We start from the raw sequence: 19250 nt of genomic DNA on the forward strand, positions 1-19250 counted from the left end.
TTCATAGTCATGTTTGTTAAAAAATGTCTTAAATACAATTAGTTTAAACAACTTCTATATCTTTATATTATCGGAAGTTGTAGTTCAAAAAAAACAATCGCATATCACTATTCTCCATAGTTTAACTCCGGCTCTGATGCAATGGCTGAATCATTTGGATTCAAAAGCGTGCGAACATCAATATGCAGACACTCGGCAATATCGTGAAGTGTTTCCAGTGAAGGTTGAGCGGTGTTCGTACACCATTTTGAAACCGTTGCAGGATCTTTGCCGAGTTCCCGCGCAAGCCAAAGATTGGTCTTGTGCTGCTCTGCAAGCACTACTTTGATTCGGTTTATATACTTTGCCATAGTCAATGCGATTTGCGAATTATGCAAATTTAGTGATAAATTCTGAAACCGCAATGAAACAGGCTGATTTTCTGTAAAAATCCGTGGGGGAAAGACCGAAAAGGGCTGAATTAAATGGGTTGCAACACAAAATACGGTCGCACCAACTTAAACTGGAACGACCGCATTATTTTATTTCGTATTAGAGGGTTAAAACCTATTATGGATGTCGCCGGAGCCTCTGACTCGGTCAGAGAGCCGTTCGACATTACAGCGTATATCGCCGGAGCCGGCAACGGAGGCTTTGCCTGTATCTGCCTTGAAGTCGCTTGCGTCTATGTCTCCGGAGCCTGCTATTGAGAAATTGACAGATTCCGTACTTCCATTGATTTTCACATCGCCTGAGCCTTTTATGTAAATGGAGCATATCTTCGTTTTGGCAGTGCCGCAGTCAACATCAGCAGAACCGGATATGTGTACCATGAAAACATAAGCCTCTACTCCGGCAAGCTCTATATCGCCGGATCCGGATGTGGAGATTGTGACATCTTTCTTAGCCGCTTTTATGACCCCGCATTTGAAGTCGCTGCTTCCGGAGTTGCGAACTGTGAATCCATCAATGGCATTCAGGTCGCCATTGACTGTAAAATCGCCGCTACCGGAAGATGATACATCTTTCAATATCTTGTTACTGACATAGATTGTGGGAGCTTCACCATTAACGACAACGTTTTCGTATGAACCTGATTTCATGGAGATGTATAGCGTTCCGCCCGAAACCTCAATATTCATCTTTTTGATAAGGTTCTCGGGCAGTCTTCCTCTGACATCAAAATCCTCGTCTTTATCAGATTGGGTGAATACCACATCGACAAATCCTTTTGATATGATGGAATCGAAATCCGATGAAACATCGAACTTGTGGTCTGTCATCTTGCCGGGTGTAAATGGTTTGTAGTCTTCTCCCGTTCCGGCCTCAGATTCCGGAACATAGTGAATTCCATCAACATAAACTTCTCCGTTAATGATAGAGATATTTCTGCCGTTTAGATTGCAGGAAGCCATACCACCTGCGAATATGTTTGGGTATCGTGCCATATAACTTTAACAACAATATGGGGATAATGTTATTATTTGCCCTGATATAAATAGCAGTCGGGTTCGTGAGAGTTAAATACTCCTATGGACTGAAGGAAGGCGTGGATTGTGGTAGAGCCGACAAACTTCATGCCCCGTTTACGCAGGTCGGCTGACAGGGCATCTGAAATTGTGGAGGTTGTGGACGTATGGTCGAAAATAGGCTCTTTGGGACAGAAGCCTGAAATATAAGCATCGAACGAACCAAATTCCTCCTGAATAGACTTGAAAACCGAAGTGTTCGAGATTGCCGCTTTGATTTTGGCTCTGTTACGAATGATTCCGGAAGTGGACATAAGTTCGTCAACCTTTATTTCATCGTAAGCGAGTATAGCATCGCGGTCAAAGCCATCGAAAGCTGCGCGGAACGTCTCTCGCTTGTTAAGCACACACTCCCATGACAGCCCCGCTTGAAAGCACTCCAGAATAAGCAGTTCCAACAACTTTGAATCATCGTGAACCGGCTGTCCCCATTCCTCATCGTGGTATTTTATATAGAGCGGATTTTTAGGATTCGCCCAAAAGCACCGTTTCATTTGTTTCTGTCGTTCTTTCATAAAGTATCCAATAATTCTGTGAGACCAAACTGGGTCTGTATCTTCTTTGGGAGTTTCTTAGCTGTCTGACAATAGGAATGATAAATAAGCTGTTCTTGAAGTTTATCCGGCACATCACCGTAAAAATCCACAGAGATCCAATGACGTTTGTTCATATGGTAGCCGGGGCGTATTCCTGAAAATCTGTCACACAACTCCACTCCATAATCAGGAGCGACTTTGAGATTATAAAAATCCCACTGTCCGTCAAGGGCCATAAGACAAAACATTCTCCCGCCAATCTCCATAGCGAGAGTGTCCGGACCGAACGGACACTTTTCGGTGGCAAATGGTAATGAAAGACAATATTCCCGTACTTTCTCTATATTCATTTTCGTAGTTTATTGATGATTGCAATCGCGAAGTGAACGAATATGCCATAAACCATAGTTGCCAGTATAGCCATCCCTTCATTGATTATGATGATGTGCGACAAGGGCATAGACCATTCCGGTTGCTCTTGATGGAACGCCGCGACAATGGCGCATACCGAGAGGACGATGAAAACAACTATCATCGACAACGGTGCGAATCCCAATTTATATCTGCCTATCTGTATCATTTTATCTCTATCGGAGCCTTGCGAAGTACGATGTATTCCGACGGATTGCGGCTGTCGAGACGTGCGATGGAATCATTCTGAATATAGACCGTGGCGATATTCGGGAGAATCCTGCGAATTGCATCTTCGGTAGCCATGTTGTCGCAGGCCATTTCGGTCATCATGCCGTCACCGAGTGTGATCGAATCACCTTTGACCGTGTAAGAGCCGGAGAATGTGTTGCAGTTGGTCTGGATAAAGTAAGTGCTGTCCTCGAAAACGATATACTGACGCACTCCGGGTACTTTCTCCGACGGGCGTACATAATCGGAGTCACTGAAAACGATATTTTCCAGATACCACTGACCATGTACGTCCACATTCGCAACAGTCTCTTTCTGCTGATTGTCGGCAGTCTCCTTATTTTCCTTGTTACCTCCGCATGATGCGGTGAGTATTGCCAGCGCCGTGGCTACCGACAGAATTGATTTTCTTGTCATTGATTAATTATTTCGTTTATTGCATTGACCATTTTGGGAGTATCCTTGCAGCCGAGCATATATTTCTTGCCGTTTTTAAGCGTTACGAGGAAGCAGTCGGAGGCTTTGCCGTAATAGGCGAAATACTTGCCAAGGTCTTTCTCCGAGAACCAGCCATACCATCCGAACCATCCGCCGCTGCCGCAGATTCGTTTTGCGCCCATAGTCGGAGCGCACAGCTTGACATTCGCAATCTCTGTCAATGGAATTGATTTGATTTTCAAGGACCTGTTGATGTTCAGGCTTTCATTATCCAACGAAATGGATAATGGCATATAGCATAAAGCTGACAGGAACAAGACCGCGACAGCAACTCCCCATAACCATACTGCAATATCATTATCAGCTATTTTTAAGCAGCAAATGAACATGCCGCAGATAAAAGCGGTTGTCAGAGATGTTATAATCCAGCAATAAGAGCTGAGTTCCACCCGCTGTTTGATTGTCGTTCCTTTCATATTCAGTCAATTTTTCTTCCAAAATAGTAAGTATTCCAAGTATCCTTGGCATAGCCGTCACGAAGCACCTTGAAACCCTCAGGGGAAGCCCCTTCAATCTTAACTGCGTCGAAATACACGCTCCAAGTATCTTTGGCGTAACCGTCACTGAGTACCTTAAAACTGTCTGATGACGCTCCGTTGATTTTCTTGCCGTCGAAATAAACATTCCATGTATCTTTGGCATAACAATCGGAAAGGACATCAAAACTATCAGAGGATGCGCCATCTATCTTGCAACCGTCATAATAGACGTTCCACGTGTCTTTGGCGTAGCCGTAGCCCAATACCTTGAATGAGTTGCTTGAAGCCCCGTCCATTTTTGCGCCACAATAATAGACGCTCCATGTATCCTTGGCATAACCGTCGCGCAGTATGGAGAACCCCGAAGCCGAAGCGCCCTTGATTTCTCTGTCATCAAAAAAGACCTTATTTTCACTGACGAAGTATGGCGAACGATGATGTCGGCCTCGATGCTCATAACATGGTCTGTCTTCGTGATGACTGTCGCACCGTTGCTGAGCTGATGCGACTGAAGCCGACAGACTTGCGACCATAGTTAATATAAAAAGAATCTTTCTCATTGCAGTTTTCTTTATTAGACTATTCAGACAAGCGAAAGTTAATTCTCCTGCTCTGACACCACCGGCAGACCGTCCCCCTTCCACTCGATGATACCGCCTTTGAGGTTAACCACCTTGTAACCACAGTTGGTCAGCATCTCGGCTGCGTCCAATGAGCGGCGACCGCTTCGGCAGTAGACAAGCACGGTAGAATCCTTCGACAAATTTCGCTGAGCCATATCCTTGAAATCATCGGACTGCACATTGATGTTCAACGCTCCGTCGATATGTCCTTCGGTGTATTCCTGCGGAGTGCGGACATCAACCAGTTGAACCGAATCAGATTTGATTTCTTTTTCAAATTCCAGTGCAGAGACAGAGACAATATTGTCATTGTGAGTACAACTGGAAGCTTGCATAGCACATGTAGTCATAACTATGAGGTATATAGCCAATTTAATTGATTTAAGCATTTATATTTATCTGATTTGAAATTCAACGTATGCCGTATCGCTCTTCTGAATCGGATATGGAGGATAACTGAATGTCTTGACAAGGCGGTAAGCGGCAGACTTATCACTCAGATCATATAGCCATGACTTTACTGTCATTCTGAATGAGCCGTCTGGTTTCAATGAATATCCTATACCATTGAAGCATACCTCAGTTCCCTTTGCCAAGAGGTCAAGATACTGTTTTGAGTACGGTGCCTGAATCCAGTTTCCTTCATCAGATTTAGTATCTATTCGATACCATTCTCCGGTAGTCAAATCTGCGTTACTATTGTTTGTAAATTCCACAACGAGAGAATCCACAGGAATTTTGACCGGGTCAGGGCTGACAATCCTCATTGTCATACCCTCAGCCGTGGCATAGCTCTTCTGAGGCATTACATACGGAGGCTCAATTTTATCACAGTCGAGAGAATTGTATATTTCAAGTATGAGCTGTTTGTCGGAGCTGTTGATTGAGAAACTGCCTCTTTCTATACGGCAGTTTACGGTGGGAGCCATGATTACAGAATCCTTGTAAACAAACCCGATACGTTTGCCGATCCTTTGTTCTGTTGCATCTGTCCAGTCGGAAATTCTATCCTGTTTCAAGATGCCTTGAATAAAGGCAATGTCAGGATCAGTCACTGTATCAAGAGACACTCTTTCAAAATCATTTGTCGTTGCGATTGCTTCTCCTTCGATATTATCAGAATTATCCACCGGATACCAACCATTGTCTTGATGTGTGGTCGAGCACGCATAGAGTGTCAGCGATGTGATTGCGAGTGCAATCAGGTTCTTAACTTTTCCCATAAACTATTTGCTACCTATCAACGATTTGAAAACGATTTCCGATATGTCTGCTATAATCTTCGAGGTCTCCGTCATATCGTAGGCAGAATCAGCGACAAAGACGGCTATTGTATATTGTGTGCCGTTTGGCAGATGGATATAGCCACAGTCGTTTATTGCCGATATTCTGCCTTCGGGTGTCGGGAATCCGGTCCCGGTCTTATGACCGACAATGGCATTTGTCGCGATAAATGGAGCTGCCAGTCTGTCAAGACCTGTGCGGCATTGTTCCAGCATGACGGATATATCTGAAAACGATTTTGAACGGTTCTTTATTTCAGTGTCAAATCGGTCGAACAACGTAGCCATAGCCAGCGGTGTAGAACGATTGAGATAACTCGTATAGGGGTCTTGGTGCATATTCTGTTCGGATGCGCCTATCGTAATATCCAATTCGCCCGCTACATCTTTCAGTAATGTAGTAGCACAGGCTGTACCTCCGACTCGTTTCAGCAATAAATCCGCAGCGTTGTTATCACTTTCAATCAACGACCATTCAAGGAGTTCCTTAAAGGACATTTTATACAATCCCGAGCCATATTTCTTCAGCATCGGGCTATAAGTGTCTTTTATCAAGGCTTTCGGCCCGAAAGCAATACTGTCGTTTAGAGACATTCCGTTTGAATCCACCCATTTAGCCACCGCTAATGCCAGCGGAAACTTGAACACACTCATCATCGGAAAATCCTTTGAACCATTCACGCTTACGGTATCCTTGCCGTTGATAATAACCGCAATACCTATTCGGGCATCTTTATTTTCAACAAATGAAGTCAACTCATTCTGAAGACTACGGATTGAATCCACATAAACATATTCATCCTCTCCGGGAATATATAGCTTGAGTTTTACGTCAAGCCGTTCATTTTCTACTTTTATGGTATCACTGACAGTTCCTACATACGAAAACACCAAAGCATCACCTTTCACAGCCTTGACTGTGTAATGCCCGGTCTCATCTCCCACAAATGTTTTACCATCCGACAATCTCATGATAAACGGATGAACGAGGACAGGATTATCACCTTCACAAGAAACAAGCCCTGAAACTTCTATGGAAGTTTGCTTCGTTCTGCAGGAAGTGAATGCCAGTGCCAATATGATTAGTAAAAATAACTTCTTCATTATATATCGTTTAGCCGCTCTTTCAGCTTGGTGTTGCGCTTGGAGACGGTGTTTTGTTTTATGGCGTATGCGAGGGCTTTGGTGGTGCCTACGAGTACGCATATTTTCTTGGCGCGGGTTATGCCGGTGTAGATGAGGTTGCGCTGGAGCATAACGAAGTGTTTCATCGTCACAGGCATCACCACAACCGGAAACTCCGAGCCTTGGCTCTTGTGAATTGTGACGGCGTATGCTAATACAATCTCGTCAAGCTCGGTTATGTCGTATTCTACAAGGCGGCTGTCGAATGTGACGGTCAGAGTCCGTTCGTTGGCATCGACAGCGGTGATATAGCCGATGTCGCCGTTGAATACGTTCTTGTCGTAGTTATTGCGAATCTGCATCACCTTGTCGCCCTGTCGGAAAGTATATCCGCCACGTGCAAGTGACGGCCCCGACGGATTAAGCGCGTTTTGCAGTTCAATGTTGAGATTGCCGGCTCCGACTGTGCCGCGTTGCATTGGGGTCAATACTTGAATCTCTTTTGCCGGATAGCCGTATTTCTTCGGCAGACGGTCGCGCACGAGTCCGATAATCAGCTTGACAATATCATCGGCATCCTCCTGACCGATGAAGAAGAAATCTGTGTCAAGACCGTTTTTGATATTCGGAAACTGCCCGGCGTTTATAGCATGGGCGTTCATAACTATTCGGCTCGACTGTGCCTGACGGAAGATGCGAGTGAGCCTGACAACCGGGATCTGTTGGGAGTCTATGATGTCGCGCAACACATTACCTGCCCCGACACTCGGCAACTGGTCGATGTCGCCCACGAGTATCAGACGCATATTCGATGGAATGGCTTTCATCAGATTGTAGAATAGGAGAATGTCAATCATAGAACATTCATCCACAATCAGTGCGTCACCATCCAGAGGATTCTCGTCATTGCGTTTGTATCCGTCCATCGGGTTGTATTCCAACAGTCGGTGGATAGTCTTTGCCTCCATTCCGGTGGCTTCAGTCATTCGCTTGGCGGCCCGACCGGTGGGAGCGGCAAGAAGAATGCTCATGTGCCGGGCTTTGAAGGCTTCGATTATCCCTTGTGTTGTGGTAGTCTTGCCTGTTCCCGGTCCGCCTGTCAGCACCATCACTTTTGAATCAAGAGCCTTTTGGATTGCCGCCTGTTGCACGTCGTCATAGACTATGCCGCCCGGCTTAGCGCCATATTCAGCCTTCGGTTCTGCCGCAATGTCCGCATTGAACAAAGAGGTGTCGGAAAGCAAGGACTGCAACCGCTTTGCGGAACCATTCTCAGCATGGTAGAATGGAGGCAGATATATTACCTCGTTGTCCAAGACAACATCGTTGGTTTCAATCATCGAAGCGAGGGCCTGACGTACCGGCGATTCCTCAGCGTCCAGCAATTTGACAGCGGCATCAACTAATTGCTCCGGCTCGGCATAGACGTGTCCTTCCTCGGCAAGTTCGTTGAGGGTATATAGTATTCCGCTGCGGCAACGGCGAGGGTCGTTCTTCTCATAGCCCATCTTGGAGGCTATACCGTCGGCGGTCTTGAAGCCGATACCCCAGATGTCATCGGCAAGCTGATAGGGATTTTCTTTTACCTTGGCAATGGATTCCTTCTCGTATTTGCGATAAATCTTGGCGGCGAAAGCGGTGCTGACACCATAGCCCTGAAGGAACACCATTACTTCCTTGATGTCTTTCTGTTTCTCCCAGCTTTCGCGTATTTTCTCCATCCGTTTCCGACCAAGACGGGGAACTTCGAGCAACCGCTCGATGTCGTTCTCTATAACATCTATCGTTTCGAGACCAAAACGATTGACAATGGCTTTTGCATATATCGGACCTATACCTTTAATCAGACCGCTGCCCAAATATTTCTCAATGCCGTAAATTGTAGCGGGCATTACTTCCATCCATGACTGTGCAACAAACTGCTGACCGTATCTCGGATCAACACGCCAGTCTCCGTCAACGAGAAGGACGCTACCAACGGGTACGTCGAGCAACGAACCGGTCAGGGTCACGAGATTGTCATATCCCTTGACCTTGACTTTCATCACCGACCAGCCGTTTCCCTGATTCTGGTAAGTGATATGCTCGACAACACACCGCAGTTTAACCATGTTCGTTCAGCGTGAGAATTATGGGCGCACTCTGACCCGTTCCGAAGTCTGTCAGCACATCGCAATCAATAACGTCAGGCAATAATGAACGACTAATGAGGAAATAATCAATGCGGTTTCCTATACCTAAAAATCTGAAATTGCCATAAAAGGAAGGTTTCCGTTCTTCCGGGTGTATTGAACGGAAAGCGTCGACCAGATTGGACTCTGACAACAAAGCATCGAATGCCTCTCTTTCCCATTGAGAGAAACAGGGCCGATTCTGAATGTATTTGTCCTCAAAGGTATCTTTATCCGTGTGTACGATATTCATATCTCCGCAGATGATAATTGGCAATTTCCCTGACAGTTCAACTATAAGTTTACGAAACCGCTCGTCCCACACCTTGCGATATTCTTCTGCGCCTTCAAGTTGAGGATTGGCAAAAGGCACATAAGTATTGGCAAGGTTAAAGTGTCCACAATCATATACCTGAAGATGCCCTTCGGCACTCAATAGCGGAGTCAATATGCGTTTGGGCATAGAGTCAAGTTGCAGAATCGGCTCGATTCCCTCCTTGATTCTTGTGTATATCATGACCCCACTCATAGAACCATAATCATCGAATGTGAACAACGAGTGATACCCCGGAATCGTAAATTTGTCGAGAGATGTCTTGTTCCTGACTTTTTGAAGACAAATATAGTCGGGATTATATGCTTCAGCGAGTTGTTTCAGTTCGTCGTAACGTCTGCCGATGCTGTTTATATTCCAGCTGATAATGGTAGTCTTGTTTGACATGGCACCTTTGTTATTGATTGGAAATCAAGCGATATATACTGTTGAACTGGCGTAACATGCCGTCGGTATAGTATCGGGAACCCTCGATGTTGGAGCGATAATTCTGACCTATTACCACGTTCATAAACAAATCGACTATCACAGACGGGATTATGTCCGATTTAATCTCGCCGTTCTGAATAGCACGTCCGACAACAAGTTCCAGCACCGATGCTTGCCTATGCTTAAGTTCTGTGCATTTGTTTCTGAAATCAGGTAAGTTTCTTAATGCGTCGGCTTCGAGACTCAGGAATGTCCCGGCAACGTTCCGAATCCCGCCATTCATCATTTCCAAACATTCTTCCTCCAGCATCGAAACATATTTGACATAGAAATCTTTCAGGCGTCCACGGTATTCTTCCGGTACGGAAGAGAACATGACACGATTGAGATAGTATTTGTTGACAGTCTCCTCAAAAAGTCCCAGTTTAGACTTAAAATGATAGGCAATGGCACCACGGGTCTGATTGAGGTCTTTCTCAATTACAGATATTGATGTTGCGTCATATCCTTTGGAACCGAATAGTTTAGCTCCTGTAAGCAACAATAATTTCTTTGATTGCTCTATTATCTCTTTATGTGTCATGCTTTTACTGTATTTGATTCGTTCTGGCGATGGCTGCTTATGTTTGGAGTTTAATAATGACGGCCTTGTCAATGCAACAATCGTAGTATATCATATTTCAATCCCAGTCATTGAGGCTGGCGATGTAGTCGTCAACCGATGCTTCATCGAAAAGTTCCGGCAATTCGCCGGTATTGATATGATAATCGTAATCGGTCATCATATCTTCAACGGGATTTTCACCGTATTCATTATGTTCGTTATCCATAAATATCATTCTGCATTAAGAGATTGGTCATCTTGCTCTTGCGCAGCCTTTCGGCGGGTATCTTTAGCTTTCTTCTTGGCGGCTCGTTTGGCAGCATCCTCTTGGAGCTGCTGTTTCAGTGATTTCACAACCTCTGGCTGCTCACGCTTAAATCGTTTCAAATAGAGGTTCTCAATGTGTTGTGGCAACGGGGTTTTCCACGGCTCCTGCTTGTGGTTGTCAATCTTCCGTAGAGAATCCGGTTTGAATCCAAGCTCACGAGCCATCTGCACCTGCACATCGGAAAGATGGTGGCGTTTCTGCGCCACCATCCATTCCTCTATTATAGCACGTCTGGATGCCATTATTTTGCGACTTCTTCCTTGAAGGAATTGGCGGGTTTGAATGCCGGGATATTGTGCGCCGGGATTATGATTGTTGTGTTCTTACTGATGTTCCGGGCCGTTTTCTCTGCGCGGGTCTTGACGATGAATGAACCGAATCCACGGAGATATACGTTCTCGCCGTGAGCGAGGCTGTCTTTTACAACAGTCATAAACTGTTCGATTACAGAGATAACGGCAGTTTTCTCGATCCCTGTCGATTTTGATATTTCGTTTGCTATTTCTGCTTTTGTCATATTGCGAGGTGTTATGTTGAGGTTGATACGCTTTATAACTGCAAAATTACTAAAAATCGGGCGAATAAGCATAAGAAAGCCTGCCCAAAATGAGCAGGCTGGAAACAGGATTAGAGTCTTCACAGATGCCATATCCTGCTGCGATATGCTTTCAGTTCCTTTTCCGGAAACTGCGCTATCGCCTTATCAAATTCTCGGAGTATCGCGGCTTTGTCATCCGGTAATGCTCCCGTGATTGGTACCGTATTGGAGATATGGTGACCGAGCAGGTTGACACGTATATTCAGTTTGTCGATAAGTGTCCGCATCTCCATCAGTCGCTCTATCTCCGGTTCCTCTATATACGTGCCGTCTTGCACTTCCTGATATAACTGCGACTCCGGAAAGATTGTCAACGACACTATGTTGATGATGCAGGGATGGAGTTGATTCAACACCTCGGCGGTCGCTATCGCGCTTGCCTCGCCATTGCCCTTGCCGCTGAGTCCGTTAAGATAGAATACATTGTAGCGGATTCCTGCCTCGTCGAGTTTTGTGAGCTGTTCAAGAATGTCGGCGGCGTGATAGCCCTTGTTCATCCGCTCCAATGTCGGGTCATGGGCAGTCTCTATGCCAATATTGATGCTGTCGAGTTTCAAATGGTGGAGGTTCTTCAGTTCTTCAACTGTCTTGGACGTAATGTCCGTTACGCGGGCGAACATCCCGAACGACACCATGTGCGGAAGATACTTCCTTAACAGCAAAGCAACATCCATGAGTTTGTTGTAACTCAACGCGAAAGGGTTCGCTCCGGTGAGATAGACACGTCGTGCGCGTGGTTGCCACTGCCGGATGACTATAAGGTCTTCCTCCACCTCTGAAAGAGGCGACATTCGGAAGGGTGTACCGTGGTATAGACTGCAAAACTTGCATTTGTGCCATGTGCAGCCGGAGGTCAGTTGCAGCAGCTGGGAACTGGCTTCGTATGGAGGTCGCCACACCTGACCTGTGAAATGTAGCTCAGGATATATCATATCTCGATATTTTTTGTTAATTTTGTAATGCAAAATTAGGTGATAGTCAGAGCCAAAGCAACAACTTACCGAAAGGTTTGACCCTTACCTAAAAGTTTGTTTTACTCGTTATCAGCCTGTTTTGCATGACAGTATATGGCAAAAAAACTGGATTACGAATATTGCAAGGCCGCCCCGATGCTCGAATGGCTCGGCAACAAGTGGGCGCTGGTCGTTCTCGTGAAGATTTCCGAGAACGAGCCGGTGCGCTTCAACGAGTTGTACCGCAATATCCCGTCTGTGTCTGAAAAGGTACTGTCGCAGGTTCTCCGTCAGTTGACGACCGACGGCATAATCCGCCGCGAACTGTTCCCGGATGTGCCGCCTCGCACGGAATATTCCGTCACTGACTTCGGCAGAACACTTTTGCCCCACGTCGAAGCCCTCATCAACTGGGGCCGCGACAACTTCGACACCATAATGTCAAACCGCCAAAAACAGAAATGAACTATGAGCAACGAAATTCTTTATATTCTGCTACCCGACTTCGCGGCGCATGAGGTAGTGTATCTCGCGCAGGCAATCGCCTCCGATGAGTATGCGCTGAAAGAATATCCCAAATATGTCAACAAGATTGTAGCGCCGACACTGGATCCGATTAAATCTATCGGCGGTTTCCGAACATTGCCGGACTATGCGTTTGACACGATGCCCGACGATTATGCTGCGCTGGTGCTGATTGGTGGCTTCGGCTGGAGCACGCCCGTCGCTGACAAAGTCGTGCCGATAGTCCGAAAAGCCATTGAAGAAGGCAAAACAGTCGGTGCTATCTGTAACGCAGCTTCGTGGATGGCGAAACATGGTTTTCTCAATGCCGTGAAACATACCGGCAACGGATTGGAACAACTTAAAATTTGGGGTGGTGAGATCTATACGAATCCCGAAGGGTACATCCACACGCAAGCCGTAAGCGACAACCGCATTGTGACTGCAAACGGTTCGGCTACGCTTGAATTTGCAAAGGAGTTGCTTCTGTTGCTTGAAAACGACACGCAAGAGCGTATAGAAATGTACTATCAATTCAACAAGCAGGGCTTCTGCTCTTTATTTCAATAGGATGTCTCTTATGATGAACCCGTCAGAATTCATAGCAGAATATCGGGAGTGTTTCGGAGCATCTGTGCCGTTGCCTCTCGCTGTGGTATATGCCGATAAGCCTCTCAGTGAGCCTTGGAATATCGCGGGCTGTATGTTCAAGCAATTTCATAGGGCATATAAAGGGGAAACAGTAACTTTCGACGCCGAGAGTCTCACATGCGGAGGCGGCAAGCTGTACACAGGTCTCGGGCCGGTACAGGAGCGTATATATGACTTCGTCTCAAAAGTGGAAAAATACAAACAGTCGCCGGAACTGGTTCGAGGTTATATAACGGCACTGAACCCACGTCTGTCCGAAAAGCCATATCTGAATATCGTGCCGGTCGGCAATCTTGACAATTTCGATGAAATAGAGGGTCTGATATTCTTTGTGACGCCCGACGTGCTTTCCGGTCTTTTCGCTTGGGCCAACTATGACAGCTCGGATCTTAATGCCGTGATGTCTCCGTGGGGTTCAGGCTGTGCGTCGGCAATAACGACGATGGTCAACGAAAACCGCGCAGGCGGCAAACATTGTTTTATCGGTATGCTTGATGTCTCAGCACGTCAATTCTTCCACCATGACATTCTCAGTTTCTCAATTCCCAGGAGCCGATTCGTGGAGATGTGCGACACGATGCGGCAATGCTGCATCTCCGGCAGCCCCGCATGGCTCAAAGTGAAGAAAAGAATAAACAACACATAGGTATGAAACATAAAGTGAAAATCACTGTGCTTGACACCAAGCTCTATCCCGAATATCAGCAGCAATACTGCGTGAATCCTTGCTCCGGCAAATGCCCTGTCTACAACAAGGGCGATGAGTTCATGTTCTATCGTGATGACGTCCGGGATGACTTCTGGCACTGTGGACTCGACACGCTCGTGAAAACCGACGGCAATCCTGATGAGGTGGCAGGTGGTCCGAAAAAGCCATTCTGCTCCGAGGCGTGGGATGCTATCTCCAGATACATCTACGCCGGATTGCAGGGCGGCTCCATCATGAAGGGTTGGATGCGCGATGAAAACACCATGATCACATGCTGCAACGACGGGACGCGCCCTGTAATCTTCAAAATTGAGCGCATCGACTATGAATGAAGCATGATAGAAACTGACAGACTTATCCTGCGACCTTGGCGAGAGGACGATGCCGAGGCTCTTTATAAGTACGCTTCTGACCCTGCAATCGGTTTGGTTGCAGGTTGGCCGCCGCATACTTCCGTGGAAAACAGCCTTGAAATTATCCGGACTGTGTTTTCCGCGCCGGAAACTTATGCCGTTGTATTGAAAGAGACTGATGAGCCTGTGGGTTGTTGTGGTATAATGTTCTCCAACAGTTTACATGCCGCTGAAATGCAAACAAATGAGGCAGAGATTGGCTATTGGATTGGCAAGCCATATTGGGGACAAGGATTGATACCGGAAGGGGTAAAAGCCTTGTTGTCAAGATGCTTCAATGACCTTGAACTCGGTGCCGTATGGTGCGGATATTATGACGGAAACGACAAATCAAGACGTGTCTGCGAGAAATGCGGATTCAAGTATCACCATACTAATCCCGATATTGTCTCGCCTCTTGGGGACAGGCGTACCGAACAATTTTATCTAATGACAAAAGAAGATTATCATGCCATACATATCAATAGAGAGCGACAGGCTGACCGCAGAACAGAATAAGCAGCAGATTCGGATGCCATGGTAAGAAATCTTAAATAGATTATCAATGAGAATCTATCAACCGAAGGAGAAACTGCGCCCGTATGTGCGCTACTATTGGGTGCTGGAAAGCGATGCGCCTTTCAGCGTCCTGACATATCCTATCGGTTGCCCGCAGATGATTTTTCATCGGCGCACGCCTCTATTCATCCCCGAATTATCATGTCGGCAGGATAAATTCACTATCAGCGGGCAGGTGAATTTCCCGGCTAATATTACCTCTTACGGCGACACGGAAATGGTTGTCGCGGTTTTCTATCCCCATACCATCGGGATGTTCATTGACACTCCACCGTCGGCTTTCTACAATCAGGAGATTTCCGGCTACACTATAGGGAACAAGCAGTTGAATCGGCTTGCCGACCAGATTTTTGATTGTGCGGATTCCAAAACGGCAATATCGCTGATAGAACAGTGGCTAACCGCACGAATCATCCCATCGTTGAACATTGAAAGAATCGGGGCTTCGCTCTCCGCGTTGCTCCGTTCGCCGTCAACTTCGGTTGAGAACCTCGCCGGAATCGCCTGTCTGAGCAAGAAACAATACGGTCGCCTGTTCCGCGAATATGTCGGCATGAATCCTAAGGAATACGGACGCATAGCCCGGTTCCAGCGGGCTTTGAGGATGATGCAGCTCGGTTCTCGCGATTATGCCGGAATTGCATACGCCAACGGGTACTCCGACCAGTCGCATTTCATCCGCGACTTCCGCCTTTTTAGCGGCATTACACCCAAGCAACTGGCTGAATACCAGATACCATACTCCGATTTATATACCGTTCCGGTATAAATGTCCCTTTTCTTCTATCCGGGCTGAAAGCGAAGTGATAATTTTGCATCAAAAAAGATGATGCAAGAAGTCAATCCCGTGGAAACAACCCGTGCTTACGCCTTCGAAAAGTGGATGAAGGCCCCGATGCCGATGGTAACGCTGTTCAAGACGCTCGATGTGACCCGGCTGCGCCGTATCAGCCGCCGTCGCAGACTGAAATTCAATATGCTGATGTGTTGGTGTATAGGCCGGGCCGCATCGCAGGTCAAGGAGTTCTACCTGCTCCCTGTCGGCAGCAAACTGATGCGCTATGACTCGATAGCCGTCAACACTATCGTGCTCAATCGAAAAGGCGAGGTCAGTTCATGCGACATTCCCTATACCGACGACCTCGCCGTTTTCAACGTCGACTATCTGCGCCTGACCAATAAGGTGGCTGAGACCTGCGAAAACAATGACATCGCTGACAGCATGGTTATCGGCACGTCGGCATTGGCGCAATACGATATTGATGGGGCTGTCGGAATGTATAGCGGAGTATTCAACAATCCTTTCCTGATATGGGGACACTACCGCAATGGCTTCTTCAAAACTCGGCTGACTGTATCATTACAATTCCATCACACCCAGATGGATGGCGCCCATGCCGCCGGTTTTATCGGTAAGTTACAGGATGTAATCAATTCCATATAACTGAAGAATTCTCCAACGCCGCCTTTTGGCGGCCGAAATTTTTGACAAAATGAACGGAGCGACTTCATCACGAGGTCGCTCCGTTCTGACTATGACAAACATATTATGCTGTTATTCTTTCTTTGATGAGGTGGGCATTGGCGTTGATGAGGTTGATGATGCGGTCGTGGTAGGCGGTGTTCTTGTTGCAGACGCCTCTTGACTGAACCACTCTGAGGGTGCGGAGGTCGACTTCGATGGTCTCGATTATCCTGCCGTCTATCCTCGCCGAGAAGATAAGGCTGTCCTCACGCTGGTCGTAGGCTGCGCTGAACAGGCAGATGTGCTGACTTTCGGCTTCCTGCCGGTATTCCTCAACGCTCTCCAATACCTTGACCTCAATCTCTCCGTCATTGATGCGGATGCCGAAGAATTTCTCTTTCTGCTCCTTAAAATTCGCCTCACGTTCCTGAGCCTTGCGGATGTCCTCAGCTCTCTTGGCTTTGGCTTCTATCTCACGTGCTTTCTTGACGTAATGGTCGTGAGCCTCTTTGAGATTGGTGGGGCAGATATATCTTGGGGATTGGATGTCCTTGCCACAACGCTCCAACATCTTGATGTAGTCCATCCACATCTGCGAGTCCTTGACCTCGTAGCCGTTGCGGTTGGCTACCTTGATGGTGTTCCAATAGGTGTCGATGTCCACCTTGTAGGTTGGTCTTGCACATAGGTATCGGAGCAATTCTATCTCGTTGGCTTTCATCAGCGTCTCTGCCTTGGGGTTGGTCAGCAACTCTTGGAACATCGTCACGGGGTGGATATGGTGGCAACTCCCTTTGAAGCCGTTGCGTTTTATGGTGTCAGTGACATTGATGCGCGGATAGACCCATTCATCTGATATGCGCTGGAAAGCCTCATTGTCATGCCTTATCTCCAACGGAGAACCGAAGGCGAAACAGTCTATGTAGTGTCCCAATGTCCTCTGCAAACCTACTACGGTAGTCTTGCCATTGCTGTCAATCCAATAACTGCCGATTTCAAGATAGGCGGGATTAGCCTTCATTCCCTTGCGCATTTCCACTATCATCAGGAACATTCTCACTACCTGATAGTCCTCAATGGTGGTGATAACGTTGAAATAGGACTTGTCACGGATAACACGCTCTTTGGTGTCCTTGATTTCAATCCGAGTGCCACATTCGGGGCATAGGCAAATTCCGTTCCTTGTCTCCAGCCACTCGTGACCGCATTTCATACAGGTACACATTCCGGATTTGAGCCTGTAGCCGTAATGGTTGATGGTTGAATTGAGTGCCCAATTCATTTGGGGAGTGGTGAGCGGGCGAAGTCGCCCGTTCAGTTCCACTATATGTTTTTCTTTGAGATTGCGAGGTTTCATCTTCTTGGAGTTTTAGAGGTCGAAAAGACTGGGTTGAACATTGATTTCCTCTCCGGCTTTGGGAGCGGTGGCGGTCGCTTTGGGTTGAGCCTTCGGTGCTGACTGACGTCTGATTTCTCGGAGTTGTTCCTCTCGGTATTGCTCCATAGCCTGCTCCTTGAGTTGAGCCTTGTCTTCCTCGGTAAGTTGGTCTTTGGAGATTACTACCTTGCAGTTGATGGGTTTGCCGATTTCCTCTGCGCTGACATCGCCGTCAAAGTAATGACAGGCAAGCGAATACACCTCATCGTTGGTCAGAACCGACACGCCTTGATGCTTGACTTCGTTGAGTATATACTGACAGCACTCGGCTACGGATTTAGACGGCGAGGCATAGCGGATAGCGAAAAGGGTGTCGCTCGCTGCACGGCTGTCAAGATACTGACGGATAGTCTCGATAAAATTTTCAGATGATTTCATAGTCGTATGTCTTTAGAGTGTCATTATCCAATAGATTATCACAAGTGCGCTGATGATTGATATTACCCAGCCGATACCTCGGAATATCGGTCGGAGGAAAGCCCACAAGGTCAGACCTATTATTGCTCCGAATATCCCTGCCAACCAAAGGATTGTTCTTTTTATTTGGTTGAACCTGAGGCTTGAAGCTTTGCCTTGACTATTTATGTGGCTGTTCGTTTTCATCGTTGCGACGTTTTTTTATTTGTATATCACCATCGGTTTTGCTTGCTTGACACCCAAAGGGCGTGTGGCGGGAGAGAGGGGGATGTTCGGCCTTGGGATTAAAAATACTACCGACCGCAGGGAGCTGTGGAGATTTTTCATTCCAAAGCCAAAAGAATATCCCTTTCGCCACACGTTAAGCAATGGCAAGCAAGTGAAATCGCTGGCTGATTGGACAATGAACAGGAGCCACGACTCCGGGACGGTGAATTGAAAATCGCCGCTCAAATAATAGGCAATAGCGGCAAAACGGACAGTCGCATAATCAACTATGAAAATAAATTCCCCACTGACTGATAGTAAAATGGTACCGGGCGACACGACCAGCGTAGTCTGTGGTTGTCAGACAACGCAGGAAGGATGACGGCCACAGTCTATGCCGAGTGGCGTAGTTCCCGGACGGCAAGTGGTTGAGCGGACGGTAAAAATCCTTATCAGGCAACGGCGATAAAGAACACGGAGGAACGGCAATAAGTCTCAGAGGTGAGGCAGCGTCCCCGATGCAGACCTCGGAGGCGTTGCCGGTTATCGGTGTCCCGCCGTTGCCATTAGGCGCGAGGCGGTCGCAAGGTGTCAGTGGCTCGTCCACCGTCACGTTGCGGCGGCATCACGCCGCAAACACGGCAGTCCGCTCAACCTCTTGTCGGCCACCTTGACGGATTGTCTAAACTTTTTATGCTCTTGTATGGTTTACAAATGAGAAATATTGAAGTTGTTTAAACTAATTGTATTTAAGACATTTTTTAACAAACATGACTA

At 46.9% G+C, this 19250-nt stretch carries 29 protein-coding genes; 7 read left to right on the plus strand and 22 right to left on the minus strand.

Annotated features, from left to right (window positions below; translation table 11 throughout):
- Nucleotides 1-107: 107 nt before the first annotated feature.
- From E5358_RS14470 to E5358_RS14550, 18 genes are all read right to left on the minus strand, one after another.
- Nucleotides 108-350, minus strand: a complete 243-nt coding sequence (locus E5358_RS14470; protein WP_123486519.1) for a helix-turn-helix transcriptional regulator — start codon at nt 348-350, stop codon at nt 108-110.
- 189 nt (nt 351-539) lie between these two features.
- A complete protein-coding gene (locus E5358_RS14475; RefSeq protein WP_123486520.1) occupies nt 540-1427 on the minus strand; it encodes a head GIN domain-containing protein in 888 nt (295 codons plus the stop codon).
- Between the two features lie 32 nt (nt 1428-1459).
- Complete coding sequence (locus E5358_RS14480) at nt 1460-2002, minus strand: DNA-3-methyladenine glycosylase I (RefSeq protein ID WP_123486521.1); 543 nt, start codon at nt 2000-2002, stop codon at nt 1460-1462.
- Between the two features lie 17 nt (nt 2003-2019).
- Nucleotides 2020-2394 (minus strand): MmcQ/YjbR family DNA-binding protein, encoded by a 375-nt coding sequence (locus E5358_RS14485; RefSeq protein WP_123486522.1) that lies wholly within the window; start codon nt 2392-2394, stop codon nt 2020-2022.
- Nucleotides 2391-2624, minus strand: a complete 234-nt coding sequence (locus E5358_RS14490; RefSeq protein ID WP_123486523.1) for a hypothetical protein — start codon at nt 2622-2624, stop codon at nt 2391-2393. The genes E5358_RS14485 and E5358_RS14490 overlap by 4 nt, the downstream gene beginning before the upstream one ends.
- On the minus strand, nt 2621-3103 hold the full coding sequence (locus E5358_RS14495) for an META domain-containing protein (RefSeq protein WP_123486524.1): 483 nt from the start codon (nt 3101-3103) through the stop codon (nt 2621-2623). Before E5358_RS14495 ends, E5358_RS14490 begins: the two co-directional genes overlap by 4 nt.
- Nucleotides 3100-3600 (minus strand): PH domain-containing protein, encoded by a 501-nt coding sequence (locus E5358_RS15510; protein WP_123486525.1) that lies wholly within the window; start codon nt 3598-3600, stop codon nt 3100-3102. The genes E5358_RS14495 and E5358_RS15510 overlap by 4 nt, the downstream gene beginning before the upstream one ends.
- A gap of 2 nt (nt 3601-3602) precedes the next feature.
- Nucleotides 3603-4307 (minus strand): DKNYY domain-containing protein, encoded by a 705-nt coding sequence (locus E5358_RS14505; RefSeq protein WP_371136632.1) that lies wholly within the window; start codon nt 4305-4307, stop codon nt 3603-3605.
- Nucleotides 4262-4621, minus strand: a complete 360-nt coding sequence (locus E5358_RS14510) for a rhodanese-like domain-containing protein (protein ID WP_276928847.1) — start codon at nt 4619-4621, stop codon at nt 4262-4264. The genes E5358_RS14505 and E5358_RS14510 overlap by 46 nt, the downstream gene beginning before the upstream one ends.
- 60 nt (nt 4622-4681) lie before the next feature.
- Nucleotides 4682-5509 (minus strand): immunoglobulin-like domain-containing protein, encoded by an 828-nt coding sequence (locus tag E5358_RS14515; RefSeq protein WP_123486528.1) that lies wholly within the window; start codon nt 5507-5509, stop codon nt 4682-4684.
- Between the two features lie 3 nt (nt 5510-5512).
- Nucleotides 5513-6514: a class A beta-lactamase gene (gene bla / locus E5358_RS14520; protein WP_276928849.1), complete on the minus strand. Its 1002-nt coding sequence runs from the start codon at nt 6512-6514 to the stop codon at nt 5513-5515.
- A gap of 158 nt (nt 6515-6672) precedes the next feature.
- The gene (gene recD2 / locus E5358_RS14525) at nt 6673-8805 is read right to left on the minus strand and encodes an SF1B family DNA helicase RecD2 (RefSeq protein ID WP_123486529.1); all 2133 of its coding nucleotides are present in this window, start codon (nt 8803-8805) and stop codon (nt 6673-6675) included.
- Nucleotides 8798-9586 (minus strand): exodeoxyribonuclease III, encoded by a 789-nt coding sequence (locus E5358_RS14530; protein ID WP_123486530.1) that lies wholly within the window; start codon nt 9584-9586, stop codon nt 8798-8800. The genes recD2 and E5358_RS14530 overlap by 8 nt, the downstream gene beginning before the upstream one ends.
- 10 nt (nt 9587-9596) lie before the next feature.
- Complete coding sequence (locus tag E5358_RS14535; protein WP_123486531.1) at nt 9597-10211, minus strand: TetR/AcrR family transcriptional regulator; 615 nt, start codon at nt 10209-10211, stop codon at nt 9597-9599.
- A gap of 97 nt (nt 10212-10308) precedes the next feature.
- The gene (locus tag E5358_RS15170; RefSeq protein ID WP_160631430.1) at nt 10309-10458 is read right to left on the minus strand and encodes a hypothetical protein; all 150 of its coding nucleotides are present in this window, start codon (nt 10456-10458) and stop codon (nt 10309-10311) included.
- 5 nt (nt 10459-10463) lie between these two features.
- A complete protein-coding gene (locus E5358_RS14540; protein WP_123486532.1) occupies nt 10464-10802 on the minus strand; it encodes a hypothetical protein in 339 nt (112 codons plus the stop codon).
- The gene (locus E5358_RS14545) at nt 10802-11077 is read right to left on the minus strand and encodes an HU family DNA-binding protein (protein WP_123486546.1); all 276 of its coding nucleotides are present in this window, start codon (nt 11075-11077) and stop codon (nt 10802-10804) included. Before E5358_RS14545 ends, E5358_RS14540 begins: the two co-directional genes overlap by 1 nt.
- A 119-nt stretch (nt 11078-11196) precedes the next feature.
- Nucleotides 11197-12090, minus strand: coding sequence for a radical SAM protein (locus E5358_RS14550; protein ID WP_123486533.1), 894 nt, complete (start codon nt 12088-12090; stop codon nt 11197-11199).
- 177 nt (nt 12091-12267) lie between these two features.
- Between E5358_RS14550 and E5358_RS14555 the strand changes: the two genes are divergently transcribed.
- Genes E5358_RS14555 through E5358_RS14585 form a run of 7 tightly spaced genes read left to right on the plus strand, consistent with a single transcriptional unit; the run spans nt 12268 to nt 16390 of the window.
- The gene (locus E5358_RS14555; RefSeq protein WP_277821329.1) at nt 12268-12576 is read left to right on the plus strand and encodes a winged helix-turn-helix transcriptional regulator; all 309 of its coding nucleotides are present in this window, start codon (nt 12268-12270) and stop codon (nt 12574-12576) included.
- A gap of 3 nt (nt 12577-12579) precedes the next feature.
- A complete protein-coding gene (locus tag E5358_RS14560) occupies nt 12580-13185 on the plus strand; it encodes a DJ-1/PfpI family protein (RefSeq protein WP_123486535.1) in 606 nt (201 codons plus the stop codon).
- A 10-nt stretch (nt 13186-13195) separates the two neighbouring features.
- Nucleotides 13196-13912 (plus strand): DUF169 domain-containing protein, encoded by a 717-nt coding sequence (locus E5358_RS14565; protein ID WP_160631428.1) that lies wholly within the window; start codon nt 13196-13198, stop codon nt 13910-13912.
- A 2-nt stretch (nt 13913-13914) separates the two neighbouring features.
- Complete coding sequence (locus E5358_RS14570) at nt 13915-14307, plus strand: TIGR04076 family protein (protein WP_123486537.1); 393 nt, start codon at nt 13915-13917, stop codon at nt 14305-14307.
- Between the two features lie 3 nt (nt 14308-14310).
- The gene (locus E5358_RS14575; RefSeq protein ID WP_123486538.1) at nt 14311-14886 is read left to right on the plus strand and encodes a GNAT family N-acetyltransferase; all 576 of its coding nucleotides are present in this window, start codon (nt 14311-14313) and stop codon (nt 14884-14886) included.
- Between the two features lie 46 nt (nt 14887-14932).
- A complete protein-coding gene (locus tag E5358_RS14580) occupies nt 14933-15715 on the plus strand; it encodes a helix-turn-helix domain-containing protein (protein WP_123486539.1) in 783 nt (260 codons plus the stop codon).
- Between the two features lie 60 nt (nt 15716-15775).
- On the plus strand, nt 15776-16390 hold the full coding sequence (locus E5358_RS14585) for a CatA-like O-acetyltransferase, family 2 (protein WP_123486547.1): 615 nt from the start codon (nt 15776-15778) through the stop codon (nt 16388-16390).
- Nucleotides 16391-16493: 103 nt separating this feature from the next.
- Here E5358_RS14585 and E5358_RS14590 read toward each other — a convergent pair whose 3' ends face one another.
- The 4 genes from E5358_RS14590 to E5358_RS14605 form a co-directional block, all read right to left on the minus strand.
- Nucleotides 16494-17768 (minus strand): PcfJ domain-containing protein, encoded by a 1275-nt coding sequence (locus E5358_RS14590; protein WP_123486540.1) that lies wholly within the window; start codon nt 17766-17768, stop codon nt 16494-16496.
- A 12-nt stretch (nt 17769-17780) separates the two neighbouring features.
- Nucleotides 17781-18227 (minus strand): PcfK-like family protein, encoded by a 447-nt coding sequence (locus tag E5358_RS14595; protein ID WP_123486541.1) that lies wholly within the window; start codon nt 18225-18227, stop codon nt 17781-17783.
- Nucleotides 18228-18239: 12 nt separating this feature from the next.
- Nucleotides 18240-18452: a hypothetical protein gene (locus E5358_RS14600; protein WP_135940893.1), complete on the minus strand. Its 213-nt coding sequence runs from the start codon at nt 18450-18452 to the stop codon at nt 18240-18242.
- A gap of 304 nt (nt 18453-18756) precedes the next feature.
- On the minus strand, nt 18757-19080 hold the full coding sequence (locus E5358_RS14605; protein WP_135940894.1) for a hypothetical protein: 324 nt from the start codon (nt 19078-19080) through the stop codon (nt 18757-18759).
- Nucleotides 19081-19250 lie beyond the last annotated feature (170 nt).

It is taken from the genome of Palleniella muris (genome assembly GCF_004792655.1).
In the GTDB taxonomy this organism is placed as follows: domain Bacteria; phylum Bacteroidota; class Bacteroidia; order Bacteroidales; family Bacteroidaceae; genus Prevotella; species Prevotella muris_A.

Bases quoted from the DNA above. Each gene is read 5' to 3' on its own strand.
- E5358_RS14470 (WP_123486519.1), bottom strand. From the start codon at position 350: ATGGCAAAGTATATAAACCGAATCAAAGTAGTGCTTGCAGAGCAGCAC.
- E5358_RS14475 (WP_123486520.1), bottom strand. From the start codon at position 1,427: ATGGCACGATACCCAAACATATTCGCAGGTGGTATGGCTTCCTGCAAT.
- E5358_RS14480 (WP_123486521.1), bottom strand. From the start codon at position 2,002: ATGAAACGGTGCTTTTGGGCGAATCCTAAAAATCCGCTCTATATAAAA.
- E5358_RS14485 (WP_123486522.1), bottom strand. From the start codon at position 2,394: ATGAATATAGAGAAAGTACGGGAATATTGTCTTTCATTACCATTTGCC.
- E5358_RS14490 (WP_123486523.1), bottom strand. From the start codon at position 2,624: ATGATACAGATAGGCAGATATAAATTGGGATTCGCACCGTTGTCGATG.
- E5358_RS14495 (WP_123486524.1), bottom strand. From the start codon at position 3,103: ATGACAAGAAAATCAATTCTGTCGGTAGCCACGGCGCTGGCAATACTC.
- E5358_RS15510 (WP_123486525.1), bottom strand. From the start codon at position 3,600: ATGAAAGGAACGACAATCAAACAGCGGGTGGAACTCAGCTCTTATTGC.
- E5358_RS14510 (WP_276928847.1), bottom strand. From the start codon at position 4,621: ATGCAAGCTTCCAGTTGTACTCACAATGACAATATTGTCTCTGTCTCT.
- E5358_RS14515 (WP_123486528.1), bottom strand. From the start codon at position 5,509: ATGGGAAAAGTTAAGAACCTGATTGCACTCGCAATCACATCGCTGACA.
- recD2 (WP_123486529.1), bottom strand. From the start codon at position 8,805: ATGGTTAAACTGCGGTGTGTTGTCGAGCATATCACTTACCAGAATCAG.
- E5358_RS14530 (WP_123486530.1), bottom strand. From the start codon at position 9,586: ATGTCAAACAAGACTACCATTATCAGCTGGAATATAAACAGCATCGGC.
- E5358_RS14535 (WP_123486531.1), bottom strand. From the start codon at position 10,211: ATGACACATAAAGAGATAATAGAGCAATCAAAGAAATTATTGTTGCTT.
- E5358_RS15170 (WP_160631430.1), bottom strand. From the start codon at position 10,458: ATGGATAACGAACATAATGAATACGGTGAAAATCCCGTTGAAGATATG.
- E5358_RS14540 (WP_123486532.1), bottom strand. From the start codon at position 10,802: ATGGCATCCAGACGTGCTATAATAGAGGAATGGATGGTGGCGCAGAAA.
- E5358_RS14545 (WP_123486546.1), bottom strand. From the start codon at position 11,077: ATGACAAAAGCAGAAATAGCAAACGAAATATCAAAATCGACAGGGATC.
- E5358_RS14550 (WP_123486533.1), bottom strand. From the start codon at position 12,090: ATGATATATCCTGAGCTACATTTCACAGGTCAGGTGTGGCGACCTCCA.
- E5358_RS14555 (WP_277821329.1), top strand. From the start codon at position 12,268: ATGCTCGAATGGCTCGGCAACAAGTGGGCGCTGGTCGTTCTCGTGAAG.
- E5358_RS14560 (WP_123486535.1), top strand. From the start codon at position 12,580: ATGAGCAACGAAATTCTTTATATTCTGCTACCCGACTTCGCGGCGCAT.
- E5358_RS14565 (WP_160631428.1), top strand. From the start codon at position 13,196: ATGATGAACCCGTCAGAATTCATAGCAGAATATCGGGAGTGTTTCGGA.
- E5358_RS14570 (WP_123486537.1), top strand. From the start codon at position 13,915: ATGAAACATAAAGTGAAAATCACTGTGCTTGACACCAAGCTCTATCCC.
- E5358_RS14575 (WP_123486538.1), top strand. From the start codon at position 14,311: ATGATAGAAACTGACAGACTTATCCTGCGACCTTGGCGAGAGGACGAT.
- E5358_RS14580 (WP_123486539.1), top strand. From the start codon at position 14,933: ATGAGAATCTATCAACCGAAGGAGAAACTGCGCCCGTATGTGCGCTAC.
- E5358_RS14585 (WP_123486547.1), top strand. From the start codon at position 15,776: ATGCAAGAAGTCAATCCCGTGGAAACAACCCGTGCTTACGCCTTCGAA.
- E5358_RS14590 (WP_123486540.1), bottom strand. From the start codon at position 17,768: ATGAAACCTCGCAATCTCAAAGAAAAACATATAGTGGAACTGAACGGG.
- E5358_RS14595 (WP_123486541.1), bottom strand. From the start codon at position 18,227: ATGAAATCATCTGAAAATTTTATCGAGACTATCCGTCAGTATCTTGAC.
- E5358_RS14600 (WP_135940893.1), bottom strand. From the start codon at position 18,452: ATGAAAACGAACAGCCACATAAATAGTCAAGGCAAAGCTTCAAGCCTC.